Origin of the sequence: Serratia sp. C2(1) (assembly GCF_036352655.1) — a bacterium.
GTDB classification, from domain to species: Bacteria; Pseudomonadota; Gammaproteobacteria; order Enterobacterales; family Enterobacteriaceae; genus Serratia; species Serratia inhibens.
This window is the reverse complement of sequence record NZ_JAZFBA010000001.1, coordinates 2,735,780-2,761,927: the sequence shown is the minus strand read 5'-3', so window position 1 is coordinate 2,761,927 and position 26,148 is coordinate 2,735,780. Positions and strand designations below refer to the sequence as shown.

Genomic DNA, 26,148 nt, shown 5'->3' with positions numbered 1-26,148 from the left:
ATGAAGGCAAAATTTAGACAGTGTTTGCCCGGCTGTGGGCTGGCGGCGTTGGTGTTGTTGTACGGCCCGCAGGTGCAGGCAGTCGCAACGATAAAAGTGACGGTGACCATCGTCGCACCACCGCCCTGTGTGATTAACGACAATAACCTGATCGAAGTGAATTTCGGCAACGACGTCATGACGACCCGCATCGACGGCGGCTACAAGAAACAGCCGGTGGTGTATTCGGTGGAGTGCAAAAACGCGTCGAACAATGCGATGAAAATGCAGATCCAGGGTACCGGCGCCGGCTTTGACACTGACGTGCTGAAAACCAACAAGGATGATTTAGGGGTGGCGCTGTTGCGCAACGGCAATCGGCAGCCGATCAACACCTGGGTGAATTTTACCTACCCCAATATGCCAACGTTTGAGGCGGTGCCGGTCAAGCAGGCCGGGGCGACGTTGAGCGGCGGGGCCTTCTCCGCCGGGGCGACCATGAAGGTGGAATACCAGTGAAAGGGGCTGAGGCAATGGCGAGATACGGCAGCATTTTTCTGTTAATGGCCCTCGGCGGCCCGGCAGCGGCGGCGGACAACATGCGTTTTTCCGGCACCCTGATCGAACCGCCGCCGTGCACCATCAACGACGGCGGCGAGGTGGATGTCGATTTCGGCAACCGTGTCGGGGTCAGCAAGGTGGATGGCGTTAACTACCTGCAACCGGTGAACTACAGGATCACCTGCGGCCCCGGCCCCGGCCCCGGTGCCGGGGCATGGAGCATGACGCTGGAAGTGGTCGGCACCCCGGCGGATTACGACGAGGCGGCGATCGAGAGCAACGTGGACGATCTGGCCGTTCGCCTGCTGCAAAACGGCAAGCGGTTTACGTTGAATCAACCGATCCCGATCAAGTTGAACGCGCCGCCAGCGCTTGTGGCGGTGCCGGTCAAACGGCCGGGCGCAGCGCTGAAAGAAGGGGCGTTTGAAGCCACGGCCACCCTGCTGGCGGTGTACCAATGAGGCGGAGAATAGCCATGGTTAACAAGGTGGCCTGGTGCGCAACGGCGGCGTTGCTGCTGTGTAGTGTACCGGCCGGCGCGGCGGAGAATATGCGCCTGCATGGCGCGCTGGTGGCCGAACCCTGCGTGATCCCGCCGGGCGATGAAACGGTGGTGCTGGATTTTGACACGGTGATCGACAAGTACCTGTATATGAACACCCGCACTCACGGTCAGCCGTTTGAGCTGCATCTGGCGCAGTGCGATCTGAGCCTGGGCAAAACGGTCAAGGTGACGTTCAGCGGCAATGAAAGCGCGGCGCTGCCGGGGCTGCTGGCACTGAACGGTGCCAGCCAGGCCAGCGGCATCGCCATCGGCATGGAAACCCCGCAGGGTGAGCCGTTGCCGATTAACCAGCCAGGCAAGGCGCAGGCATTGGTGAGTGGGGCCAACATTCTGACGGCGCACGCCTATGTGCAGGGTGAACCAGACGCGCTGAAGCATAAAGTCATCGAACGCGGGCCGTTTAGTGCGGTGGCGACCTTTAGCCTGGAGTATGAATAACCGCGCGGCGGCATGGCAAGCCGCCTGGCGCTGGCTGTGCCAACGTCGCCGCCATGCGCCGCCCAATGCGGACATTTGGCATTTGCGTTTTCACTGGGCGCAGCAGGGCGACCGGCTCTATCGGCAACTGCAAAGTGGGCATTACCGGCTGGCGCCGATGCAGGCGTTGCGGCGTGGTGGCCGCAGTTGGGTGCAGTGGTGTGCGCAGGATGTGCTGATATTGAAGTGGGCCGCGTTGTTGGCGGAGCCGCTGTTGCCAAAACCCGCTCGTTGCATGCATTTGCGCGGGCATGGCGGTAGCGTGGTTTCGGTAGCGGAAGTCCGGGCTGCCCTGGCCGGTGGAGAATACGCTTTTGTCTACCGAACGGACATTCGCGGTTATTACCGGCACATCCGTAAACAGCAGGTGATCAGTCAACTGAAATGGCATGTGGCCGACCCGGTGTTGTTTGATGTGATTCAGCAATATGTGCATTACAGCGTAGAAGACGGTGGAGAGTTTTATTCCCCGCCAAACGGTATCTGCCGGGGTTGCGCGCTGAGCCCGTTGATTGGCGGCAGCCTGTTGCATCATGCATACCCAAAATAATTGGAGTTGCATCAAGGCGGCCAGGGCAGGAGTCCCCGGGAGCTTACTCAGGTAAGTGACTGGGGTGACTGCACGCAGCCAACACAGATGCAGCTTCAAGTATGACGGGTATAGACAGTTTTTTAACGCTCAGGAGGGAGTCTTTTATGCAAGATACATGGATGATTTTCTGGTGTTCACCCGCACCCGCTGGCAACTGCGGCGCAGCGTTAAGCGGCTGCATGAATTTTTTGACCTGGGCGGGTTTGAAACTCACCCGGACAAGACCCAACTGGGCAGAATTGCGCAGGGGTTTGACTGGCTGGGGGTATGGTTTACCCCCACGGGGTCCACCATAGCACCCAGAGCGCTGGAAAACCATCGTGCACGACGCGCGCGGCTTTACGAGCAGGCTCGCCGACAGGGGCTGTCATCGACAGAGACCGAGTTGCGAGTGCGGACGCACGAGGCACGGTGGGCAATATGGGCAGAACAAATGCTGGGTCATCCGTTGGGTGATATTTAGCGGTATCTGCCTGATAGATAAAACTCAGAGACATCAAATCATGCGATTGTTGATCCCGATACTCATGGCAACGTTGTCATTACTGTCAACCGTTGCAGACAGCAAACTACAGGTGTCCGTAACATCGGTGCCGAGTGAACCATCCGGGGTTTTTAGCGCGACGGTGTCCGGGGGTTCCAATACTGACCCTGAATTGAACCCCTGCTGGAACCGCCGTTCGTGCACGCTCCGATTTTTTACCATCGACGAAAGATGGCTACCGGAAGGTGCCGAAGGGTACAATACGACAGACCGTGGATGGCCGTCCGTTACGGACGCATGGAGGTATAAGACCATTGGTGAATGGTGGTCTGCAGTGCGAGAAAAAAACCGCACGGGACAAGATTACCTCCCGGCGAGTGATGATAAACCCATGAAGCCCTGCGTCGTCGTTGCCGCACGGGACTCCTTTAGGCTGATGATCGCCGGGTCCATCGTATCGAATTGCGCAAAAGGAATAGTGCAGGCCCCGACCTGCTCGATAACCCCGAATAATATCGATGTGCGCTTGGCCGCGCTTCTTGGCAAGGAGGCCGAAGAAGTCAAGTTCAGTGACGTATCGATAAAATGCACCGAACGGGCTTCGGTGACCGTCGAAACAAATACGGGCGAAACCATACCGCTGGGGGGGACGACCGATGCGGTCGCAGTGCTCGATTGGGGCCGAGGTTACGGAAATAGTGTGACGCTAACGATGGAAAGCAATACTCCCAAAAATATTCCGTTGCGGGTGAAGACTCACGGTGTGTCAACGATGGGGGCGGGGGTGATCTCTGGGAGTGCTGTCGTAAATATATCATACGATTGAATGGCCTATACCAGAATCGAAACACCACCGTTATGAAGACGAGACAGCGGACACCGGAAAGAAAGAAGTCAGGGGGTTGTGAATGCTACGATTCGGAAAAGGCCGCAATCCCGGCAGCGGACACGTTTGTCTGGCTCCGTCTGTAGACGACCGTACTCAAGGTGAATCCTTCCCCCACGATCCGGCAACACTGGTATGTCGTCTCGGGTGAGTCCATCGTGGGGGGCGGGGGGATACCCACCGTAGAAGGTCTACAGAGTGCAGCGGTTGTGGGATTAAAATCCTTGGGCGGGGCGGTTTGAATATTGCCCAGGCCTAAATGACAAAACGCCGCCGTTTGGCGGGTGCCAGGACGGTGGTGAAGGCGGCTCTCTATTCAACCTGATACGGGATAACAACAGCACGCCGGGGCAACGCTGTGCTGTAGTTGACTTATCGGCATCGGTGGCTCCGGTGTTAATCCTGTTGCCGAAACTACTTGGCGCCAACGGCCGCACATCAATGGATCCCATCCCGGTAATCTGCGCGCCACATGGAATTTTCCAGTATCCTAATATGCTGGCGAGTTTTATAGCACCGGTACTTTACTGACTTCATTTGTGCATATCTCTACCTTCACGCTCATCGTCGATGTTTTCACAACCCAAATGGCGATATTTATAGCGCCGATAAGTTTAATGATAATATTACCAGGTTGTTTTTATGATATTCGACCGTGTTTTTTTCTTATTTGTATTTTTGCTTTTTATTCCGTTAGCAATATATATCCCTAACCCCGGCGGGATGGGGTTGGCGCTGCCGTTTAATTTGCTGACCTATGGCGGAGCGGCTCTATTAATAGGGGGGTGTTGGCGGGCAACACCGCTGCACCGGGTTGTGATAACGCCGAGCTGTCGCGCAATAATAGCCGCCTGTTTGCTGTTGGCGATGCCGGTTATATTTACCCGGCCCGAATGGAAAAGCACCGCCGTTTGGCGGCTGGCTGGCTTATTTGCTGGGGCAGTGTTCTATTTCACCTGGCTGCAGGTACGCATGACCGCACGTCAGCGCCATGCGGTGTTGTATGTGATTTTATCGGCGGCGGCGGTTCAGGCGTTAATCGTGCTGTTGCAGCTGTTTGCGCCAGCAATTGCACAATCCTGGATCCCATCCGGGAGCCTGCGTGCCTTTGGCATTTTCCAGCAACCTAACGTGCTGGCGAGTTTTATCGCCACCGGGCTGGCGCTGGCGCAGGCGGCATTTGTGCTGCCGGGGTTCCGGCTACTGGAGCCGCGTGCAGAATGCTGGCGTCGCCGCACCCTGGCCGTGGTGCTGGTGCTGCTGCCGATGGTGCTGGTGTGGGTGCAATCCCGCACCGGCTGGCTGGCGGGTGCCCTGGTGCTGGGGCTGTTTGTTCTGTGCTTTTGCCGCCGTTATCCGCAGGTTATCGCCATTGCTTCACTGCTGATGGCCGGCGGCACCCTGGTGGGCGTGCTGGTGCTGTGGTGGGGGAGTGAGCTGGGCGGTGCATTGCGCTACGCCAGCCATGCCGGCTCCAACCATGCGCGCTACACCATGCTGCGCGATACGCTGGCGATGATCGCCGAAAAACCGCTGCTTGGCTGGGGTTACGGCGGTTTTGAGTACAGTTTTCAGTATTTTCGCATTAACCAAACCCCGCCCACGGCGGTGACCGAAATTGCTCGTCATCCACATAACGAATTGCTGCTGTGGTGGGTGGAAGGGGGCATGGTCGCGCTGTTAGGGATGCTGCTGCTGGTGTGGGCGGGCTTCAAACTGCTGGCCTGCGCCCGCTGGCATGACAAGCGGACCTTTGCCTGCGGCAAAGCATCGGCGGGCGAGGCACTGGCATTGTGCGTAGCGCTGCTGCCGATTGCGCTGCATAGCCAAACCGAATACCCGTTTTACCTGTCGGCGCTGCACTGGCTGGTGTTCCTGCTTTTGCTGGCAATGCTCGATCGGCTGGTCGGCCCGCGCCTTGGCGCCGGCTGTGGGTTAAAACCCTGGCGACTGCCGATGCTGGCCCTGTCACTGGCGGCGCTGTTCGTCATGGCGACCGGGTTTTACAGCGCGCGGGTATTGACCCAGGCGGAGCGCGGCGGGTTGCAGGATATGCGGCAGGTGGAGGCATTGCCGGGCTGGGTCAGTTGGATGCATGAGGAGCGCCTGCAGTTTGATCGCCAGTTGGCGGGGTTGCTTGCCTTTAACCGAACGCGTGACGAGCAGCGGCTGGAAACCTATGCCCAATGGGCGCAGCGTTATCTGAATCACCGCATTGATAAAAACGTTTACGCCAACCTGTTGGTTATCTTGTATCAACAGCAAGAATATGTTCGGGCCGATGAACTGCGGTACGAGGCGGCGTTATTGTTTCCCCATGACAGGCGGTTTGCGCGCTCAAGCTTCTGACGGCAATAGGCGTATACCCTTCATACTTGAAGCTGCATTTTTGTTGGCTGCGTCTGCTCGCCTCAATGCAACTCCAATTATTTTGGGTATAAATCACTGTCTATTCCAGAAATCTGTTTTACTCTTTAGCGTATTTACTGATATGAAAAAAATATTATTGATGAGTCAATGCCAGTTCACGAAGCTGGCATTAAAGTCCATTTTTGAAAATAAAAAAGGCTATGAAATGGCGTTTATTGGACCGGATGATTTAAGTGAGGGTAATGTTGATCAGGCGATAGTGTTAATTCATGTTACAGATGACGACTATCCAACCATTTTACCTTTGCTAAGGAATGCGCATTTTTACGGGCATCGGGATCTCATCGTCATTGCGCAAAAGCGGGTTATCGCAATCATGGAGTATTTATCCATGAAAACGCTTAGGTTTATCGAGGAGGATGCAGGAGTTGAGGTGTTTGAACGTGAAATCATAGGGGTAGGGGACTTTTCCGGCATTCAAGGGAGTCGCGAGGTTTTATCTTTTATCGAGTATAATGTGCTAAAACTTATCCTATTGGGCATGAGTCCCACAAAGATTGCATTTAGAACAAGGAAAAGTATCAAAACCATCAGCAGCCAAAAAATCAACGCGCTGAAGAAATTGGGATTAGATAACACTCCCTATTCTTTGGTCAAAATCTCCAGGTTTTTTAATTGATTAATAACGTACCCTGTTAATAATAAATGAAATATTCTCCTATTACTGGGGAGCCTTAGAGCCACCGGGTTGGCTAAAAAATACTAGAAGCGATGTGAGCAATGTCGTGCTTTCTCAATCCGTCCCGAAAGACTTCCTGGGAACGTACAACAACAATAATAATTCGCACTTGCAATGTTCTCACTGATTATTTTTTTGCCGACTGCCTTAATAACCATAATTTTAAAGAGGGGGGGTTATCCAGAAAGGGAATTTTATGTACCCGACTGGCATCCGCCACACCGGGACGAAAAACGCTGCGGCTTTGTCATCGAAGGCCGGGCACAGCGCTTTACAATGTGAAGATCAACTGGTCGATACTCTTTATATGGCGAGGCCGGGAATGGAATAAATTTAATGAATATTATCGCATAACGATTCACAGTTCATCATTGTATTTTCTTTACGTGCCTTTTGTTTTTATAAATTGACGATACATGATAAAAAAGACAACTATAACGTTTATTGTTATTGGTTATAACAATGTGATTGACCAAAAAATTGATACCTCCTACTAATAGGATTACATGATGAAACATGATCTGGCTTTTGAAACGTTATCCATACTAACTATTGGACGCAAGACATTTTCCCCCACGGTAATTTATACCCGATACCATCACGGCCTTGAGCTATTTAAAATATATTCCCTGAATGAAGACGGCAGTGGGTTTATTATCTGTGCTTCGGTGAAACATCTCCCTCCGGTAATTGGTTACTCGCTGAGTCATTTATTTTTCCCGAAAGCGATCGTTAAAAACGACGATACGGAGAGATTTCTTGATGAAATTGCCAGAACAGCCATTGATAACCAGTCACGGCAGGTTACCTATGATGCAGATTACGCTAAAAGAGGTGGTTTTAAACTCCATGGTCCGTACCCTTCGGAGTCAACAGCCATTTCTCCAATGCTAAAGACACGGTGGAATCAATCCTCACCGTATAATGATAAAACACCAGGATATACGGGGTGCGTGGCCACAGCCGCCGCGCAGCTCATGAAATACCACGAATGGCCTGTGACAGGAACAGGCATTATTCCTGCCTATACCGTGGGTGACACAACAATGCCTGCCATTGATATTAATAATTTTATGTATCAGTGGGACAAGATGAAGGACATTGGCAAGGGCACACCGGAAGAAGATAATGCCGTCGCGGACCTGATGCTACACATCGGATGTGCAGTAAAGATGCATTATATGTCTGGAGGCTCAGCCGCGTTTGTACAAGACGTCGGACCTATGCTCTCCAGGCATTACAGCTATGACCCCGATGTCACTTACGGTGATCTGACGCCGAAACAGAGTGAAACTACCTTCTCGGATTACGAAATTATATCGATATTCAGGCACGAAATTGAAAATAAGCGCCCCGTGCAGATCGGTGGAAAAAGCCATTCAGTGGTGTGCGACGGGATGGATGAGAATCAGTTTTTCCACCTTAATTTCGGCTGGGGCATCAGCGGTTACGACGGTTATTATAATTTGCCCCATAACATCTGGTGTGAAGATATTGTTGTTGACATAAAACCCCGAGAGTACCTGCCCTTATCGATGACTCCTGTCAGCAGCCAGCAAATACTCACTCTGGGTGAATCATTTTTTACGACTGTCATGGTGAAAAATACCACGGGTGTGGATTTTGAAGGACAGATTGTACTGGCACTGGCGGATGTCAGTGGTGTGATCATTCAACTTCTGGATGATAACCAAACGGTACATATTCCCGCAGGAACCGAAGTACCCATGACATTCGCATCACACCTACCGAATATCATGACTTGTAACCCAAGACGCCTTTATTTATTGGCAAATAACCCATCATTGAAATATGGATGGAAAAAAATACCAAACATTTTTAATGGGAATAATTTTTTTTCTGTAAACATAATTCGACCTAAAACAAGCAATAAAGTCAGGCTGGATAAATCACTGGATACCCCCGTAGCCTTCTACAGGGATGAAATGTCACCTGTTTCAGTAATTCTGAGAAATATTGGTGAACCGTTTACGGGAAGTGTTACCCTTTGTTTTGTTGATAAGAAGAATAACGTAACATATGAAGTTTCCCGCGAGAGAAATGTCATATTACCTGCGGGAGAGGTGAAGAAACTGATATTTTCAGCCAGGGTTCCCTCAGAAGTACAGACAGGAAATGTCTATACGATGAAAGTCTTTTATTCTTCAGAAGATGCACATCCGGTAAATACGTTTACCCCTCTAACGGGAGAAGGTACCGATATCATTGACACTGTAATGGTCACCATAAAGTCAACCGTTCACTATATGGATGAACTTCGTTTAGTTTATACTCCAGATTATCCCGTTAATATTTCAATGAGAACGACGACGCCGATAGCGTTTGATCTTTATTGTGAAAAGGGTCTGGACAAAGTAGTGCTGATACATCTTGTAATTATTGATGGAGATGGCATCATCCATTACATAGGTAGTGTGGTGGAGCGCGAAGGATATAAAAAAGGAGAAACAAAACACTATACGATTACCCCGATGATGGGCAGGAATTTTACACCAGGCCAATATCAAATTGGCATAGTCGCAATGCCTGCGGGAAGTCCCTCTGGCGCAATGTTGGTATCCGGCGCAGAGGGGGTTCGTAATCCGTCACCGATTATCGTAATCCCTGTGCTACAGGCTCCTTTCCTGCGCATTACACAAAGCCTGCCGGCGGAGTTGCGTCTGTCCCCGGGAGAGGCATTTACACTCGACACACAAATGTATCTCCTGCCACGGGAAAATGATAATTATGGTTATTGGGGGAATGTGACAGCCTATGTGACGTTGGCAAACCGCAACCAGATAAAAATCGGTGAAGCAATAAATGCTTTTGCATATGATGGAGGACCCTTACCATTATCAATAGATTGTGCATTACCGGATAAACTTAGCGAAGGGGGCTATACCTTAACTCTGGAGGCGCATGATAAAGACTATCCGGAGTATCAATCCCGGCTGTTAGGGGAGCCAAATATCAATACGTCGGTAAATATTACAGTTATAAGGTGATAAGAGATTAGGGCTCAAGGCATAAAAAATCGTTGTTAGGGTTTAATCATTCTGGTTTCAATTTAAGCCCGCCAACCACGCTGAGGGATTCCCATAAATCAGCGCTAATAAACCGGCACCATATCGCGGCAGGTTTTGGCGAGATGATTAAGAACGGCATCCAGTGCTGTTCGCTTTAAAATTAGCGGAGAGTGTCGCAGGACATTCTCCTCTAACATCAGATAAGATATCACTCGTGCTATTTCAGGCTGTCAGCCTGATTCCTCAGATCTTATTTTTCAGTCGTGAGAGATGTTATCAGACTTCGCTGTCGAGACGGTTTATTTCGATCTCGATATCCTGAATGTTCTTTTCCAGCCCTTCCAGGCAGATACCCTGGTTATTCAAGAGATCGGCGATCGCTTCGGCAAATTCAGCATGCTTGTATTCGCCCTGATCGAAGGCCAACCATTGCGCAGACAGCGTTTCGGTATTGGATTGCGCGTAGTGCCGCATTTTTTTAGCTGAGAAACCACATCACGTAAATTATCAATCTGCGTCTTGCTGTTTTCATTGTCACTCATGCATTTCTCCTTAAGATATATCGTTGAAATAATCGTGACTGCCAGGTAAAGCCTACTCTATCTAAATAAAAATATCAGAATCAGTCTCTGTTGTGATTGATTTTGACGAGATTTTCAACGAAAAACACCTGTATAAACAAAAGGGTGTTGTAATTGTAAAATCATATAAATATTGTTTTTTATCCGTTTTTTATTTGAAATATTAATAATATTATATTGTCAATGGTGATTGTCTTATATATCTAAAAGGTAAGGTCAGGAATATTCAAAGCGGCAGTGCATTCCCTATAAAATAAACAGGGGAATATTCCCCTGTTCAGAGAGCGATTATTCCCCTGTCATCACCGGTCCAAATCAATCCCAAAATAGCGCATCAGCGCTGCACGCCGTTCATCTTCGGAATGCAGCGTCGATTCATGACGCTGGTGATCTTCGGTGATAATCAGTTTGTTCTCGCTGAGGGTCACCCGGCCATTTTCCGTTGGCCGCGAGCACACCAGCCGCTGGGTGAAATGCGACTGCGGCGAGGTGCTGTGATAGTGGCACATGCCGTCGAACTCACTCGGCTCACGGGCTTGCAGGGTAAAACGGTACAGAGTTTTGGCGTGCGAGCGATTATCGCCGTTTCGGCGTTCCAGATAATAGGTCTCGCCTTCCTGTTCTAAATGGAAGGTGCCGCTGGTTTGCGGTTGCTGTTCGGTGGTGGTGATTTTCAACGGCGTCAGGAACGAGTCGCCAAACCCCACGTCCACCAGATACGGCTGATCCAGCTCCACCTTCAGCGCCATATGGTCGAAGGGCGCGCCGAAGCTGCCGTCGCGGGCGCGGATCTCACCGGAAATAAACTGTACGTTAAAGCCGATGTCCTTCAACAGCGCGGCAAACAGCCGGTTCAGCTCATAGCAAAAGCCGCCGCGGTTGCGTTCGACAATTTTATTGAACAGCGCCGGTTCTTCCAGATGAATGCCCTGGCGATAAATAATGCTCAGGTTCTCAAAGGGCACGCTCAGCATATGGCAGCGGTGTAACTGTTGCAGCGTCAGGAGGTCAGCCTGGGGGATGCCTGCAAATCCAATATGTTGCAGGTAGCGTTGTCTGTCCACGGTTTGTCTCGCAGCAAAAAAATTGATTATAAAATAGTTGGATTTTTCACTGCTGTGGGCGCAATACGTGCTGCGTCAGAATGCCGGGGGTTTGCCTGCCGCCTGCAGCAGCAGATTCACCCAGCGGCGGGTGGTGGTGCTAACGAACGCGCTGTCCGCCCAGCACAGACGATATTGATAGGCGCAGGGCAGTTGCCCGTGCTCGCCAAACACCGGCACCAGCTTGCCTGCGGCTAACGCATCCTGCGCCACCGCCAGGCTGCCGAGCACGATACCGTTGCCTTCCATCGCTTCCTGCAACGCATGGCCAACGCTGTTAACGGTGAGGATGCCGCGCGGTGCCGCCGCGCCTGCGCCAAAGGCGGCGAACCAGTCTTGCCAGCCGGCGGCGCCCAGCCCTTGCGTATCCTTCCACGGCGAATGAATCAAGGGGGCCTGCGGGAGATCGGCGAGGCTGAACGCAGGGTGCGCGGCAAGAAAGGCGGGGCTCGCCAGCGGCGCAAAGGCATCGGCCAACAGTTCGCGGGAATGCGGCGGCGGGTTGGCGGTAGGGCTGTAACGGATGGCGATGTCCGCTTCGCCGTTGGCTAAATCGCGCAGGCTTTCGTTGGCGTCCAGCACCAGCGAGACATCAGGATCGGCGTGGCGCAGCGCCGGTAAACGCGCCGCCAGCCAGTGGCTGGCAATGCCCAGCGTGCAGGTCAGTTTCAGCGTCTGCTGTTGCGCTGGCCGGGCGCGATCGCTGGCTTTTTGCAGCAGCGTCAGCGCACGGGTGACGTCGATAGCCAGCCGTTTGCCGGTGTCGTTGAGCGCGACCGCATTGCCCTTGCGGTGAAACAGTTCAACGCCCAGTTCATTCTCCAACTGGCGTATCTGGCGGCTGACCGCCCCCAACGTGACGTTCAACTGCTCCGCCGCCTCGGTAAAACTGGCGCAGCGCGCCGCCACCTCGAAGGTATGCAAGGCTTTCAGCGACGGCAGGCGTGGTTGAGCGTTCAGCTTGAGTTTCATTCAACCATATTGCCAATCTATCGATGTTCCACAAGCGATTTTTCTCTTACTTTTTGTCAACGAATCGGACGGGAGAATTGGGTGGATATATTCATGGGGTTAGCCGCCGCGCTGTGCTGGGGCAGCACGGATTTTTTGATCGGCATCAACGCGCGGGCGGTGGGGGTGCGCAGGGCGGTATTCTTCTCCCAGGCGATCGGTTTTGTCATTCTGAGCGCATTGTTGCTGACTACCGCCATTCCCGCCTTTGCGGCGTCGGGCAGGGTTTGGGGATTGGCGCTGCTGGCCGCCGGCCTGACGGTGGGCGCAACCTTGGCGCTGTCCCAGGCTTTTGCCATCGGCAAGGCGGTGCTGGTAGCACCCTTGGTCACCAGCTACGGCGCGGTGACCACGCTGTTATCCTGGCTCGGTGGCGAACGGCTTGGCGCACTGACGCTGGCCGGGCTGGCGGTATGTCTGTTTGGGGTGATACTCAGCGCGATGGAGCCGGGCCGCCAGCCTGAAAAATCCGGTTCGGCCTGGCCCTCCGTCGCCTTCTCGTTGATGGCTGCGCTCGGTTACGGTGCCGGTTTTTGGTTGCAGGGAAAATACACGCTGCCGGTGCTGGGGCCACGCGTCAGCCTGTGGCTCGGCTACACGGTCGGGTTGGCGGCGGTGTTGATCCTGAACACAGACCGACGGGCGCTGGTTGCACGGCCTACCTGGCGGCAAAGCGGGCTGTTGCTGGCCGCCAGCCTGCTGAGTTTGGGCGGTTTTACCGCCTTTGCCGTGGGCGCCGGGGCGGGCTCGGTGGCTGTCGTCACCGTGCTAAGCACCTTGTCCGGCGGCATCGCCGCGCTATTGGGCGCGCTTTTGCTGCGCGAGCGGCTTTCCGGCCCGCAGTGGCTGGGGGTATTAACGGTATTGGCGGGCGCTGTAGTGCTGCATTTGCAACCGGCATAACTCATAACCAAACAGACTCTCTTACCCGGACGATCGCCATTAAAATGGGGATATTCAGATAAGGAGTCAGCATGGATTTAACGCAAAAAGCCCGGCGGTTCGCCACGGCGGCACACGAGAGCTGCAAGCAGAAGCGCAAGTTTACCGGCGAGCCTTATATCGTTCACCCCACCGCTGTGGTGGCGCTGTTGCAGCAGGCGGATCCTACGCCGGAAATGATCGCCGCCGCCTGGCTGCATGATACGGTGGAAGACACCCCGGTGACCCTGGCGGATATTCGCCGCGAGTTCGGCCCCAAGGTTGAAGAATACGTGGAGATGCTGACCGACGTGCAAACTCGCAGTTACGGCGGCGAGCGGTTGCACCGCAAGAATGCCAACCTGCAGCACAGTGCCTTGGCCTGCCCGGAAGCGCAAACCATCAAGCTGTGCGATCTGATCGACAACAGCAAAAACATCACCGACTACGAGCCGAGTTTTGCACGCCAATACCTGGTGGAGATGTCGCGCTTGCTGTGCGTGTTGCAGCGAGGCGACGCCGGGCTGTTGGGTGCCGCCCGCAGCCAATGTGACGCCGCCGTCGCACTGATTAACCGACGCAGCGGCGACGACAGTTGGTTCAACGCGCTCTGGCAGCAATACGAGGAGCATTTCAGGCTGGCGAAACACCCGGCCGAATTTCCATCTATCAACTGGCGCGGCGAAGATAAGTAAGCGGGTTGAGCGAGCGCAGGTGCATTTGCAAGACCACGCCGCGGCGGAAGACGTAGTTGAGCAGGGTCAGCGACAGCAGTTCGGTCAGCAGGGTGCTGTAGGCGGCGCCCATGATGCCGTACTGGCGGATCAGGCAATAAGAAAGCGGGATATTGATGATAAACACCAGGAACATCTTCTTCGACAGGAAGCCGTAGCCCGAGAACATCACAATGTATTTATAGGCCAAGGTGCCGAGTGCCGAGAGCAGCGTGGCTACCGCCAGCACGCTCATGGCCGGATAGGCCGCCAGATATTGCTCCCCGTACAGCAGCACGATCACCGGTTTGCCGAGCAAAACGATGCTTGCCACGATCGCGGCGGCGATCGCCAGCACCAGCCCATTCAGTTTGGCGGCGGCGCGCACCGCGTCGTCATGGCGGTAAGCGAATATCTTGGCAAAAAATGAGGAGATCACTGCGTTGGTGACGAACATCCAGGCGGTGGCCAGCGTGATGGCGACGGAATAAATGCCCAGCGCCTCGGCGGAGACGAACCACATCAGGAACAGCTGCGCCAGCCGGGTGTAAATGGCGATGGAAACGTTGGAGACCGCCAGCGGCAGCCCGCTGGCGAGCAGATAGCGCACATACTTGCGCCGAACGCGGGCGGGGGCGGTAAAGCGCGGATGGCGACGATGGTACAGGTGATGGCGGATCAGGTAAGGGATCAGATAAACCATCACGATGGGGATCGCCAGGAAATACAGGTGCAAATCAAAATAAACAATCAGGTAACGCGCCAACAGGGCGCTGCCCAAGCCGGCAACGTTGGCCAGCGTATTGAAGCGCGACTCCAGCCGGGCGTCGTGGTAAATGGTGAACACGTCCCTGAGCGAGAAAAAGCCGGCGATAAAGGTGGCGGTGCAAAAATAGAAGGTAATGAAGTCGTCCCGTAGCCCGGTGTAAAGCAGGATGGCGGCGGAAAACAGGATAAAGCAGCCCTGGCGCAGCCGATTGGTGGAAAACATCAATGCGGTGCCGGAGCGCGGGCTGCGGCTAATGCGTTTGAACAGCACGGTGTCGGAACCCAGCAGCGCCAGCGTCTGGGTAATGGCGAAAATGGCGGTAGCGAAGGTGATCTTGCCGAAACTTTCCGGGCCAATATATTTTGCCATATAGGCGGTGATAAAAATGACGCCCAGAATAGAGACCATTTTTTCAGATATCATCCAGAATGCGTTTTTCACTATATTGATATCTATGAATTTTAATTGCATCAGCGATTTTCCCTGTCGCATGCCATAATAAGAATCATCCGATTATTCCCATGCCACTTGTAAGGATGGGGCCGCAGGGTTTTATAATTGAGCGGTAATAATCGAAATGTTAAAAGCATTTCTCCGTATGCTATCTTCATGGAAGAAACAGAAAAATGAGAAAACTCGCAAAACGGCTCTATCGGGCCGCGCCTGATGCTATCTATTATCAAATTAGCCACTATCTTGCTCATGGCTCTTGGGTTAACTTCAAAAACCCGAAGACATTTTCCGAGAAAATTTATCAACGTATGCGCTATCCACAGCGTGACTACAGCCTGCTGGCGGATAAAGTGGCGGTGAGGGAGTATATTTCACAGCGGGTATCGGAAAATTACCTAACGCCGATCATCATGATCACCGATGATTTTACCGAGCAGGACTACCTTTCCCTGCCACAATCGTTTGTAATTAAAACCAATAATGCGTCTCAGCAGGTTAAAATAGTAAAAGATAAAAGTCAGATTAGCTATCAGGATATTATGAATATTCTTAATGGCTGGTCTGAAATAACCTATTGGAAACGGTTTCGTGAAAAACATTACGCCACTATTCCACAGAAAATTATTGTCGAGAAATTGCTGGATATCGAGTGCTGCGGGGAATTGATCGATTACAAGGTGCATGTTTTTAATGGCAATCAATCTTATCTGTTCGTTGAGTTGCTGCGCGGCGGGCCTGAACCCACTTCGCTGGAGTTTCTGGAAGAGCATGTTCACCCCTGCTTTTTTATTCAGCAGGATATTCCGCAGATCAACACGTTGCATGAGAAACCGGCTTTTTGGGATGAAATGATCCAGGTAGCCAAAGCCGTAGCGGCGGATCTCGACTATTGCCGCGTCGATTTCTATCGCACCCCCGAGCGGCTCTACATTGGTGAACTGACGCTAACCCCCGGTGCCGGTAATGAGGTTTTTCTGCCGCGCGCGACCAACCTGCTGTTGGGTGAGATGATGTCCAGATCCGGTAGCCGCTGCGGTGTTTAGATCGGTTGCCGGCCGGTATCCGGCGGTGCGATGCTTTGCAGCCAGGCCAAAAACTCCGCCGCTTTGGGCTTGTCCAGCGTGCGCTGCGGATAGACCACGTAGTAAGGCTTGCTGAGAGGCAGCACCGTTTCTGCCAGCGGCACCAGCGTGCCGTTAGCCAGTTCGCGCTGGATCAAGATTTGTTGGCCGAGCAAAATGCCGTGGCCTGCTACCGCCGCATCAATCGCCAGCGAGGTCAGATTATAGGTCAGGCCCCGTCGCTGCGGCGGCGGTAGCCCGGCGGCGGTGAACCACTCATGCCAACCCGGCAGGAACTGGCTCTCTTTGCCCCAATCGACATGAATCAGCGGCTGCCGGGCCCAGTCGCCTGCGGCCTGCCGTTGCGGGCTGCACACCGGCTGCACGCCATCCTGAAACAACCGCACTTTTTCCAGCAGCGGATAGTCTTGATCGCCAAAGCACAATGCAAAGTCCGCTGCCGAGGCGGCGAAATCCACCGCGGCATGGGTAGCGTGCAGGCGGATATCCACCTGCGGCTGGCGGGCCAGCCAATCGCCAATCGCCGGGTTCAGCCATTTTGACGCCAGCGCCGGCAGCGCAAAGACCGTCAGTGTTTCCTGGCCCCGCTGGCGATCGACATGCTGTTGCGCCACGCGCAGCGTCTCAAAGGCTTCCTGCACATAGGCCAGATAATCCGCGCCCTGTTCGGTCAGCGTTACGCCGCTTTTGGCGCGGATAAACAGCTGAATGCCCAGATGCTGTTCAAGCTGGCGGATTTGCTGGCTGACGGCGGCGGCGGTCAGCGCCAGGCTGTCAGCCGCTCTGGTCAGGCTGCCGGTACGGGCGGCGGTTTCAAACGCCAAAATGGCGCTCAGTTTGGGCAGGCGGCTGCGGGAAGGTGCGTTCATGGCGGCTATCGTTAAGAATGGGTTACTTCATCCTTAACGCATTTTTGTTATTACGGCAATGCGACATTCGCTACAGTGGGGTATCCGGCCGCCAAGCCTTCAGGAGCTTCTCATGCAGCAACTCGCTCATATCGTTGATTTATCTGCCAACCCGATTGGCGACGCCGGCTTTCAGGCCCGCTGCAAAGCGACGCTGGACACGGCGGGTGCGCTGGTGCTGCGGGGTTTTCTGACCGCCGCCGCGCTGGCGACCGTCCGTCTCGAAGGGGCGGAACACAGCCACGCGGCGTTTTATGCCGCCAGCAAGCATAACGTCTACCTGAGGCCGCAGGACGAAAGCCTGCCTGCCGACCATGCGCGCAACCGGCAGGTGGTGTCGTCCAAGGGCTGCATTACCGACGAGGATATCCCGGCGCAGTCGCCGCTGCGTACGCTGTATGATGCCCAGCCTTTCCGCGATTTCCTCTGTGCGGTACTGGAAGAGCAGCAGCTCTATCCCTACGCCGATCGGCTGTCGTCGATCAACCTGCACTACGCGCATCGCGGGCAGGAACTGGGCTGGCATTTTGATAACTCCTCATTCGCCATCACGCTCCTGATCCAAAAACCGCAGGCCGGCGGCCGGTTTGAGTATGTGGAAAACCTGCGCGATGCCGATCGCGGCGAGATGAATTACGCGGGAGTAACCCAGGTGCTGGACGGCGAGCGTGCGGTGAAGACGCTGGCGATGGAGGAGGGGGATTTGGTGCTGTTTCGCGGGCGCAATGCCATGCACCGGGTTACGCCGACCGAAGGCGATACCACCCGCATGCTGGTGGTGCTGGCCTATAACGCCCAGCCGGATATCGCGCTGTCGGAGAGCGCGCGCATGACTTTTTATGGCCGGCTGTAACGGATAAAAAAACTGCCCCGGTGGGGGCAGTGAGTTTGATGACAAAGTTGTCTTTGAACCCGAGATACCCGGGCCTAGCGCACCGAGGGGCGCTCCGGCGGGCAAGCCGCTACGACCCCTACGGCACGCTCTCCCTAATAACGGGCTTTGTCAGCAGTCAGACTGCCCCGGTGGGGGCAGTTCAGAGACTCAGTGGTGGGCTTCTTCGTGCGCCTGTTGTTCCAGCTTCACTTCCTGCGCGCGCTTGCGCAGGCCGAACCAGCCCAGTACCAGCAGCACGACCAACACCGGAATGGTGGCGATGGTCCAGGTGCCGTTCGGGTAATCGAACGCCATCATCACCACGACCGCCAGCAGGAACGCCAGCGTCAGCCAGGAGGTCACCGGCGCGCCGGGCATTTTGAAAGTGACCGGTTTGGCGCGGCCTTCTCTCACCGCTTTACGCAGACGCATCTGGCAGACGATGATAAATGCCCAGGAGCTGATAATGCCCAGCGAGGCGATGTTCAGCACGATCTCAAACACCTGCGATGGCACCAGGTAGTTCAACAAGACGCCGAGCACATAGATACCGCAGGTCACCAGAATGCCGGCATAGGGGACTTGCTGGCTGCTCATCTTGGACATGAATTTCGGCGCGGAGCCGCCCATCGACAGCGAACGCAGAATACGGCCGGTGGAGTACAGACCGGAGTTCAGGCTCGACAGTGCGGCGGTCAGCACCACGATGTTCATGATGGTGCCGATATAGGGCACGCCCAGTTTGCTGAAGAAGGTAACGAACGGGCTTTGACCGGCCTGATAGGCATTCCACGGCAGCAGCAGCACCAGCAGCACCACGGAGCCGACGTAGAACAGGCCGATACGCCAGATCACGCTGTTGATCGCCTTCGGCAGCATTTTTGCCGGATCTTTGCATTCGCCGGCGGCGGTGCCGATCAGCTCAATGCCGGCGAAGGCGAAGATCACCCCTTGCACCAGCACCAGCGCGGGCAGCAAGCCGTGCGGGAACATGCCGCCGTTTTCGGTGATCAGGTGCAGGCCGGTAGTGTTACCCGCCACCGGCGTGCCCGTACCCAGGAACACCACGCCGACCACCAGGAAAATGGCAATGGCGGCCACTTTAATCAGCGCGAACCAAAACTCCATTTCGGCGAACCACTTCACGCCGATCATGTTCATGGTGGCGACCACCCCAAGGGCGCAGAGCGCGAACAGCCATTGCGGCACGTCGGCGAAAGTGCCCCAGTAGTGCATGTACAGCGCGACCGCAGTGATGTCGACGATACCGGTCATCGCCCAGTTGAGGAAATACATCCAGCCGGCGACATAAGAGGCTTTTTCGCCGAGAAATTCGCGGGCATAAGAAACGAAGCTGCCGCTGGAAGGGCGGTGCAACACCAACTCGCCCAACGCGCGGAGAATGAAGAAAGAGAAAATCCCGCACACCAGATAGACCAAAGCCAGTGCCGGGCCGGCCATTTCCAGCCGGCCGCCGGTGCCGAGGAACAGGCCGGTACCGATGGAACCGCCGATGGCGATCATCTGTATCTGCCGGTTGCCCATGCTTTTGTGATAACCGGATTCATGTGAGTCTAACCAACGTCTTCTGGCGGCGTGTTTGTCATGATCGGTTTTTTTATGTGATTGCATCATCCGTCCTGTTTACCTGTCTATAGGGATACCCAGCTCTCGGACGAGAGCAAACGATTGCTATTGCCAATCGTTATGAGAATGAGGTCATGGCATCATTCTGTTGTTTTATACCCGTCGTCTTTCAAGCTGCAGCGTTGTTGGCTGCTTACAAGACCCCTCCGTGGGTCTTGCCCCTTCGGGGCCGCTGCAAGCAGCGTTCAAATCTGTTCCCGACAGATTTGTGGCTTACCCCAGTTACTTACCGGAGTAAGCGCCTGGGGATAAGCGAGCTGGCCGCCTAGCTGCAACTTGAAACCCATAGGGTATATTATATGTACAGCCATCATTAAATAACGGCGAGGCATGCTACCTTTTCTCCGTAAATGTGGCAAAAAATCCTGCGTATAAATCGTGATAAATTGTGTTTATTTTTTATTCCATATAGAAAAGAACATATTATTCAATATGATGTGTAATTTTATCAACACGGAAATATCGAGGAATAAAAAGTGACGAAAATCACAAAATATTAATTACCGTGCAAATTGCAGGGGGTTTTGCTTATTTTTCGAGGCGTGAAAAAAGGGGAGAAATAAGATTTTTGTGGCCTGCGGCGATTATAGCCCGCAGGCGAAGGGATTGACGGCGATTTTTTAGGCAGATTCTCCGGCCGGCAGAGCCGAAGCAGGCAGACCGAAAATCAGATCGAACGCCCAGTTAAACACGAAGGTGTAGCACGGGATAATGACGATCAGCGCCATATCCAGCAGCAAAGCTTCCAGTAGCGAAATCCCCATCCACCAGGCGATCAGCGGGATCAGGTACACCACCAGCGTCAGTTGAAACCCCACAGCGTGTAGGATACGGCGCTTTAGCGTGCGGGTGCGTGACGTCTGGCGGCTTTCCCAGCGCTCAAACAGCGCGTTGTAGATGAAGTTCCAGCTTACGGCGATGGTGGTGATGATCACCGCCAGCGGTCCGGTGCTGCTGGGCGCGCTGCCGGAAAGCAGCGCCAGCCCCAAAGCGGAGATCGCCATGCCGATAATTTCATAGGCGGTGACATACACCAGTTTGCGTTTAACGCCTTGCATCATGTTCTCCTGCGTTATTTTTTGATGGTTTCTTGGCTCGTGGCGGCTAAGATAACGTCAATCACATTGATAGAAAAAGTCAGGAGCTGTCAGTTTTACTGACAGGTAACGCAATGAACTTTTCCAGCGATAACATTGAGCTGTTTCTGGCGGTATTGGATCGCGGCTCGTTCTCCGCCGCCGCCCGTTCGCTGCGGCGCGTGCCTTCGGCGGTCAGTATGGGGATCGCCAACATGGAGGCGGAACTGGGGTTCCCGCTGTTTGACCGCTCGCACCGCGAACCTGTGCCGACCGCGCTGGCACTGGCGCTGGCACCGCATGCGCGGCTGATTGCCGACCAGCTTAAACAATTGCAAAACCACGCCATCGAATTGTCGCAGGGGCTGGAGAGTACGCTGTCGATAGGCGTCGCTTCGGACATCAACGGCAGCGGCCTGCTGGCGGCGATCAAAACGCTGGCGGAGCGTTATCCGTTGCTGAACATCGAAGTGCTGACCGCCCCGCAGGATGATGTGTTGCATATGCTGCATCAGGGCAGGGTTGGCGTTTGCCTGTCGTTTGGTGGGCTTAACGTCAACAGTCAGGAACAGTTCCATTTTGTGGGGGCAGAATCGCTGGTCGCCACGCTCTCTCCATGCCATCCGGCACTAAAAGGGGCGGCGGACGAGCTGTTTCTCGAGGACCTGGTCAACGTGCGGCAGATTATGGTGGCCAGCCGCGATCTGCCGATCGCCGATCTGCGGCCGCGGGTGGCGGAATCCTATTGGCGCACCGACAGCCTGCCGATGGCGCTGAACATGGTTGAGGCCGGGTTGGGCTGGGGCAATTTCCCGCTGTCGCTGACTGCGCCGCTGCTGGCGCAGGGGCGGTTAATCCGGCTGAAATTCAAAAACACCAAAAACGAACTGCGGTTGCCGGTACATCTGGTCTGGTTGAAAAATGCGCCGCTGGACAAGGCCGCGCGCGAGCTGGTAGCGCTGATGCGCGATGCGGCTCAGGTTGAATGATCCCCGTATTCATTGCTTTTATTTTCGTCGCTGCGCTACTTTGAGCAGGGGACAGTTAAGGGAGTACCGCAAGCATGATGAGTGAAACGGCATTATCGGTATTGAGCATTACCGGGGCGATAACGCTCGGGGCGATGAGCCCGGGGCAAAGTTTTATTTTGGTGGCGCGCACCGCAGTGGCCTCTTCGCGCCGCGACGGCATGGCGGTGGCGTTAGGCATGGGCGTCGGTTGTTTTATCTTTGCCTTGATCGCGCTACTGGGATTGCAGTCGCTGCTGCTGGCGCTGCCGTGGTTGTACACCACATTGAAGGTGCTGGGCGGCGCTTACCTTATCTATTTGGCGTTTAACATGCTGCGTGGGGCCAGTCGGCCGCTGAACGTGGAGGCGGTCGGCGAGCGGCATCTGGGGTTTCGCAAGGCGTTCACCACGGGTTTGCTGACCCAACTCGGCAACCCTAACACCGCTATCGTGTTCGGTAGCGTATTCGCCGCGCTGCTCAGCCATAAAATTTCGCCGCTGATGTACGTGGTGTTGCCGGTGATTGCCTTGACGGTCGACGTACTCTGGTACGCCTTTGTGGCGTTTGTGCTGTCATCGCCGCGCCCGCGCCGCACCTACCTGCGTTTTAAAGCCTGGTTCGATCGCTTGGGCGGCGGCGTGCTGGCCTTGCTCGGCCTGAAGCTGATGCTCAATAAATAACCTTAATCGGCACGACGACGCCGCCACCAGAAGCGCAACAGCAGGATGGCGGCGATCACCAGCGCGCAAAACAGCAGGCTGGTCAGTCTTTTGTCGAAGCCGGAGATAAAGCGGGTGATGGCTTCACCGCCGAAGTAGCCCAGCAGCACGAAAATTGTCGCCCACAGAATGGCGCCCAGGATATTCAGCGGCACAAAGCGTGAGGGCGGCAACTTACTGGTGCCGATCAGCACCGGGCCGATAATGCGAAAGCCGTACATAAAGCGCACGCCGATCACGAACAGCATCGGGTGGCGGGCAATCAGCTGGTTGGCGCGCTCGATGCGCTTTTCCTGGCTTTTCATCCGTGAAATCACTTTCCCGCCGAAGCGGCGGCCCAGAAAGAACAGCAACTGATCCCCCAGCGTGCCGCCCAGCGCCACCACCGCAATCACCCAGGGCAGATGCAGCAACCCCTGATGCGCGGCAATGCCGCCCAGTAACGTGATGGTTTCCCCCTCGGCCAGGCAGCCGATAAACAGCGCCCAGTAGCCGTAATCGGTAATGTAGTGGGCTAAATCCGCCATTCTGATTCCCTATGTCTTTAACACATAAGGTTAAGTATACGCCCTGTGCGCTAGCCGCGGGCGGCTATCTGCGCTACCAGCGCCCGGCGTTGTTGCAGGCTGTCCGCCATTTTTTCCTCTACTCGCGCCAGAATCCCCGCAGGCGCCAGCTCTGGCGTTCCCCCCAGGAACGGCGGTGCCGGGGCATACTCCAGATACAGCTGGATCATCTGCGCGGTTTCTTCGTCGTGCAGCTCGGCGATCAGTGTCAGGGCGAAGTCGATGCCTGCGGTCACGCCGCCACCGGTGATCACATTGCCGTCGCGCTCCACCCGCGCACGGCTGGGGACAGCGCCGAACAGCGTCAGGCTTTCACGCATCGACCAATGGCAGGCAGCGCGCTTGCCGTCCAGCAGCCCGGCGGCGGCCAGGATCAGCGAACCGGTGCACACCGAGGTCAGATAGCGTGCGTTGCTCCCCAGCCGGCGGATCTGCCGCATGAAGTTTTCATCCAGCAGCGCCTGGGTGCAGCCACTGCCGCCCGGCACGCACAGGACATCGCAGTGCATGACGTCCTCCAGCCTCTGCAGCCGGGAGAAGTGCAGCCCCTCGGAACTGACGTCCGCACCGCCGATCGAGGCGACGATAATTTCGGCATCGGGCATACGCCGCAGAAATTGCAGCGGGCCGGTGAAATCCAACTGGGTAACGCCCTGATAGATCGGAAAAACTATGACTAATGGTGCAGACATGATATTCCCCTCAGTTTTGTCCTTTGGTCTGGGTAATAATAGCTGTCCTGTTTTTGGCCGGTATGCCATATAACCCTCAAAAAGCGCCATCATGAAAAACATCGGTTTTGTGATCTTTCCCGATTTTAACCTGCTGGATTTTGCGGGGCCGCTGGCGGCTTTCGAGCAGACCGATCGGTTCGCCGATGCCCCTGCATACCGTTGTTTGCCGGTGTCGCAAGCGGGCGGAATGGTGATCGGCTCGTCCGGCGTGGCGGTGATGACCCAGCCATTGGAGGAGAGTCGTTTTGATACGCTGCTGATTGCCGGTGGCCGCGGCAACGTGGCGGCGGCGGAGTCCCCGGCATTGATCGGGATGTTGCAGCAGCAAAGCCGGCAGGTGCGGCGCATGGCCAGCGTGTGTACCGGAGCATTTATCCTGGCTGCCGCCGGGCTGCTGGACGGCAAGCGCGCGACTACCCATTGGTTCCACGCCGCACGGTTGCAGCAGTGTTATCCGAGCATTCGCGTCGACAGCAATCGCATTTTTATTCGCGACGGCGCCCTCTGGACCTCGGCTGGCATCAGCGCCGGCATCGATCTGGCGCTGGCGATGATTGAAGAGGACCTCGGCGCAGAGGTGGCGGCCAACGTGGCGCGGCAACTGGTGGTGTATCACCGCCGCCCTGGCGGGCAGTCGCAGTATTCACTGCTGCTGGCGCTAAATCCTTCTTCAGACCGCATCCGCAGCGCACTTTCTTACGCTCGTGAGCATTTGCATCAGCCGTTGACGGTGGCGGATCTGGCCGATGCCGCTTGCCTGAGCGAACGCCAGTTCGGCAGGTTGTTTCGCGCTGAAACCGGTCAGACGCCGGCCAAGGTGATTGAGCAACTGCGGGTGGAAGCGGCGCGGGGGCGGATTGAAGAGAGCGGCGAAGCGCTGGAGGCTATCGCCCGTGCCGTCGGTTTTAGCGATCCTGAGCGTATGCGGCGGGCATTTATTCGCGTCTTCGGTTTGTCGCCGCAGGCGATGCGGCGGCTGAGCCGCGCCGGTTAATTCATTAAGCTATGCCCCAGTGGCGTGGCGCAGTAAAAGGAGCAACAGATGTATCAGGATTTTGAAAGCGAACTGGATTGGGCGATGCGTCATATGCCGCGCACCCGTGCGGCGGTTGCGGCACTGCCGGATTTGAACGGCGTGCGGCTGGCATGCAACATGCACCTGGATCTGAAAATGGCGCCGCTGGTGGCGGGCCTGCTGGGCAAGGGCGCGGCGGTTTATCTGACCACCTGCAACCCGACCACGGTGCAGGATGACGTGGTCGCCTGGCTGGAGCGTCGCGGCGCACAGGCTCACGCCTGGCGTGACATGAGCGATGCGGACTGGTCGGCATCCTTCGATCGTGCGTTGGCCTGGGAACCGACCCATCTGTGCGAAATGGGTGCGGATCTGACGACCCGCCTGCACCAGTCGGCCGCAGGCCCGCAGATTGTCGCCGGCCTGGAAGCGACCGGTTCCGGCATCAGCCGGCTGAACGGCATGGCACCGCGCTACCCGATCTTCAATTGGGACGATCTGCCGGTGAAAGAAGGGCTGCATAACCGCCATATGGTCGGCCTCACCGCCTGGCACACCTTCTTCCAGACCACGCACCTGACGCTGCATGAAAAATGCGTGCTGGTGATTGGCTATGGCCTGGTTGGGCAGGGCGTTGCGGCGGCGGCGAAAGCTTATGGCGGGCAGGTTGTCGTGGCGGAAATCGATCCGGCGCGGGCATTGCAGGCGCGTTACGACGGCTGGGCGGTGGTCGATCTGGCCACGGCGGTTGCCCAGGCGGACGTGATCGCCACGGCGACCGGGGCGAAAAACGTGCTGTCGGCCCAGCATCTGCAACAGGTGAAGGACGGGGTGTTTATTCTCAACGTCGGCCACGTGGCGGCCGAAATTGACGTCGGCTTCCTGAAGACCCTGCCGCACAGCGAGCCTATGCCGTTTGTGAACGCCTACCAACTGGGCGATAAACAGATCTATTTGCTGGCCAACGGGTCGATGTTCAACCTGACGGCGGGCTACGGCGACAGCCTGAATGCCTTCGATGTGACGCTGGCGGTGATGGCGGCGGGTATCGGCCATATCGTCGGTGACGGCGCCCGCCAGGCTCCCGGTTTGTATCTGTTGCCGCAGTCGGCGTGGCAACCGGCGCTGTAACTTTTCCATCGCGGGCGCTCACCCCAGAGCGCTCGCGGTTTGCGCAATATTCTGTCCGACAGAATTTGTCACAAATGGGGGCGCATAATCCCAGTGCCAACTTGAGATCCCTCACATATAATTCTGCCAAATAAGACCTTCATCTTCTCCAGT

General features: G+C 55.4%; 25 protein-coding genes and 2 pseudogenes. 17 read left to right on the top strand and 10 right to left on the bottom strand.

The genetic code is table 11. From position 1 onward, the window contains the following. The 9 genes from V2S86_RS12965 (at position 1) to V2S86_RS12925 (ending at position 9,661) form a co-directional block, all read left to right on the top strand. Positions 1–498, top strand: coding sequence for a fimbrial protein (locus V2S86_RS12965; protein WP_330762755.1), 498 nt, complete (start codon positions 1–3; stop codon positions 496–498). 14 nt (positions 499–512) lie between these two features. Then, positions 513–1,001 carry a fimbrial protein gene (locus V2S86_RS12960; protein WP_330762754.1) on the top strand — a complete coding sequence of 163 codons (489 nt, stop codon included), beginning with the start codon at positions 513–515 and terminating at the stop codon, positions 999–1,001. A 14-nt stretch (positions 1,002–1,015) separates the two neighbouring features. Next, positions 1,016–1,543, top strand: a complete 528-nt coding sequence (locus tag V2S86_RS12955; protein ID WP_330762753.1) for a fimbrial protein — start codon at positions 1,016–1,018, stop codon at positions 1,541–1,543. Further along, positions 1,536–2,132, top strand: coding sequence for a hypothetical protein (locus V2S86_RS12950; protein WP_330762752.1), 597 nt, complete (start codon positions 1,536–1,538; stop codon positions 2,130–2,132). The genes V2S86_RS12955 and V2S86_RS12950 overlap by 8 nt, the downstream gene beginning before the upstream one ends. Before the next feature lie 157 nt (positions 2,133–2,289). Next, positions 2,290–2,637, top strand: a complete 348-nt coding sequence (locus tag V2S86_RS12945; protein WP_442996183.1) for a hypothetical protein — start codon at positions 2,290–2,292, stop codon at positions 2,635–2,637. Between the two features lie 355 nt (positions 2,638–2,992). Further along, positions 2,993–3,484, top strand: coding sequence for a hypothetical protein (locus V2S86_RS12940; protein WP_330762750.1), 492 nt, complete (start codon positions 2,993–2,995; stop codon positions 3,482–3,484). Positions 3,485–4,186: 702 nt separating this feature from the next. Then, positions 4,187–5,893, top strand: a complete 1,707-nt coding sequence (locus V2S86_RS12935) for a PglL family O-oligosaccharyltransferase (RefSeq protein ID WP_330762749.1) — start codon at positions 4,187–4,189, stop codon at positions 5,891–5,893. Further along, entirely contained in the window at positions 5,862–6,593 is a 732-nt protein-coding gene (locus tag V2S86_RS12930) for a LuxR family transcriptional regulator (RefSeq protein ID WP_330762748.1), read from the top strand. The genes V2S86_RS12935 and V2S86_RS12930 overlap by 32 nt, the downstream gene beginning before the upstream one ends. A gap of 569 nt (positions 6,594–7,162) precedes the next feature. Then, positions 7,163–9,661: a C10 family peptidase gene (locus V2S86_RS12925; RefSeq protein ID WP_330762747.1), complete on the top strand. Its 2,499-nt coding sequence runs from the start codon at positions 7,163–7,165 to the stop codon at positions 9,659–9,661. Between the two features lie 104 nt (positions 9,662–9,765). Here V2S86_RS12925 and V2S86_RS12920 read toward each other — a convergent pair. The 4 genes and pseudogenes from V2S86_RS12920 to V2S86_RS12905 form a co-directional block, all read right to left on the bottom strand. Next, a pseudogene (locus V2S86_RS12920) lies at positions 9,766–9,929 on the bottom strand (IS4 family transposase); the annotation flags it as partial. A 29-nt stretch (positions 9,930–9,958) separates the two neighbouring features. Continuing rightward, a pseudogene (locus V2S86_RS12915) lies at positions 9,959–10,224 on the bottom strand (hypothetical protein). A 341-nt stretch (positions 10,225–10,565) separates the two neighbouring features. After that, positions 10,566–11,327: an arylamine N-acetyltransferase family protein gene (locus V2S86_RS12910; protein ID WP_330762746.1), complete on the bottom strand. Its 762-nt coding sequence runs from the start codon at positions 11,325–11,327 to the stop codon at positions 10,566–10,568. Between the two features lie 75 nt (positions 11,328–11,402). Beyond that, positions 11,403–12,338, bottom strand: coding sequence for a LysR substrate-binding domain-containing protein (locus V2S86_RS12905; protein ID WP_330762745.1), 936 nt, complete (start codon positions 12,336–12,338; stop codon positions 11,403–11,405). Positions 12,339–12,431: 93 nt separating this feature from the next. Between V2S86_RS12905 and V2S86_RS12900 the strand changes: the two genes are divergently transcribed. Both V2S86_RS12900 and V2S86_RS12895 read left to right on the top strand, forming a co-directional pair. Then, positions 12,432–13,280: a DMT family transporter gene (locus tag V2S86_RS12900; protein WP_330763200.1), complete on the top strand. Its 849-nt coding sequence runs from the start codon at positions 12,432–12,434 to the stop codon at positions 13,278–13,280. Positions 13,281–13,351: 71 nt separating this feature from the next. Then, the gene (locus V2S86_RS12895; RefSeq protein ID WP_330762744.1) at positions 13,352–13,993 is read left to right on the top strand and encodes an HD domain-containing protein; all 642 of its coding nucleotides are present in this window, start codon (positions 13,352–13,354) and stop codon (positions 13,991–13,993) included. Here V2S86_RS12895 and V2S86_RS12890 read toward each other — a convergent pair. Continuing rightward, positions 13,968–15,251 (bottom strand): oligosaccharide flippase family protein, encoded by a 1,284-nt coding sequence (locus tag V2S86_RS12890; RefSeq protein ID WP_330762743.1) that lies wholly within the window; start codon positions 15,249–15,251, stop codon positions 13,968–13,970. The genes V2S86_RS12895 and V2S86_RS12890 overlap by 26 nt on opposite strands. A gap of 155 nt (positions 15,252–15,406) precedes the next feature. Here V2S86_RS12890 and V2S86_RS12885 point away from each other — a divergent pair, with 155 nt between their 5' ends. Next, entirely contained in the window at positions 15,407–16,276 is an 870-nt protein-coding gene (locus V2S86_RS12885) for an ATP-grasp fold amidoligase family protein (protein ID WP_330762742.1), read from the top strand. Here the strand turns inward: V2S86_RS12885 and V2S86_RS12880 are convergent. Further along, on the bottom strand, positions 16,273–17,184 hold the full coding sequence (locus V2S86_RS12880; protein WP_330762741.1) for a LysR substrate-binding domain-containing protein: 912 nt from the start codon (positions 17,182–17,184) through the stop codon (positions 16,273–16,275). The two genes, V2S86_RS12885 and V2S86_RS12880, sit on opposite strands and share 4 nt — an antisense overlap. Before the next feature lie 112 nt (positions 17,185–17,296). On the opposite strand from V2S86_RS12880, the gene V2S86_RS12875 reads away from it, so the two are divergent. After that, positions 17,297–18,076, top strand: coding sequence for a HalD/BesD family halogenase (locus tag V2S86_RS12875; RefSeq protein ID WP_330762740.1), 780 nt, complete (start codon positions 17,297–17,299; stop codon positions 18,074–18,076). Between the two features lie 189 nt (positions 18,077–18,265). Here the strand turns inward: V2S86_RS12875 and ansP are convergent, their stop codons facing one another. Both ansP and V2S86_RS12865 read right to left on the bottom strand, forming a co-directional pair. Further along, on the bottom strand, positions 18,266–19,729 hold the full coding sequence (gene ansP, locus V2S86_RS12870; RefSeq protein ID WP_311993918.1) for an L-asparagine permease: 1,464 nt from the start codon (positions 19,727–19,729) through the stop codon (positions 18,266–18,268). A gap of 635 nt (positions 19,730–20,364) precedes the next feature. Then, positions 20,365–20,802: a PACE efflux transporter gene (locus tag V2S86_RS12865; RefSeq protein ID WP_330763199.1), complete on the bottom strand. Its 438-nt coding sequence runs from the start codon at positions 20,800–20,802 to the stop codon at positions 20,365–20,367. Positions 20,803–20,915: 113 nt separating this feature from the next. Here V2S86_RS12865 and V2S86_RS12860 point away from each other — a divergent pair, with 113 nt between their 5' ends. Together V2S86_RS12860 and V2S86_RS12855 are read left to right on the top strand one after the other, a co-directional pair. Beyond that, complete coding sequence (locus V2S86_RS12860; protein ID WP_330762739.1) at positions 20,916–21,809, top strand: LysR family transcriptional regulator; 894 nt, start codon at positions 20,916–20,918, stop codon at positions 21,807–21,809. Positions 21,810–21,886: 77 nt separating this feature from the next. Next, positions 21,887–22,510, top strand: coding sequence for a LysE family translocator (locus V2S86_RS12855; RefSeq protein ID WP_330763198.1), 624 nt, complete (start codon positions 21,887–21,889; stop codon positions 22,508–22,510). 2 nt (positions 22,511–22,512) lie between these two features. Here the strand turns inward: V2S86_RS12855 and V2S86_RS12850 are convergent, their stop codons facing one another. Together V2S86_RS12850 and V2S86_RS12845 are read right to left on the bottom strand one after the other, a co-directional pair. Next, positions 22,513–23,076 carry a DedA family protein gene (locus V2S86_RS12850; RefSeq protein ID WP_330762738.1) on the bottom strand — a complete coding sequence of 188 codons (564 nt, stop codon included), beginning with the start codon at positions 23,074–23,076 and terminating at the stop codon, positions 22,513–22,515. 50 nt (positions 23,077–23,126) lie between these two features. Further along, positions 23,127–23,807, bottom strand: a complete 681-nt coding sequence (locus tag V2S86_RS12845; RefSeq protein ID WP_330762737.1) for a DJ-1/PfpI family protein — start codon at positions 23,805–23,807, stop codon at positions 23,127–23,129. Between the two features lie 91 nt (positions 23,808–23,898). On the opposite strand from V2S86_RS12845, the gene V2S86_RS12840 reads away from it, so the two are divergent. Then, positions 23,899–24,843 carry a GlxA family transcriptional regulator gene (locus V2S86_RS12840; protein ID WP_330762736.1) on the top strand — a complete coding sequence of 315 codons (945 nt, stop codon included), beginning with the start codon at positions 23,899–23,901 and terminating at the stop codon, positions 24,841–24,843. A gap of 48 nt (positions 24,844–24,891) precedes the next feature. Further along, entirely contained in the window at positions 24,892–25,995 is a 1,104-nt protein-coding gene (locus V2S86_RS12835) for an adenosylhomocysteinase (RefSeq protein WP_330762735.1), read from the top strand. Positions 25,996–26,148: the final 153 nt, after the last annotated feature.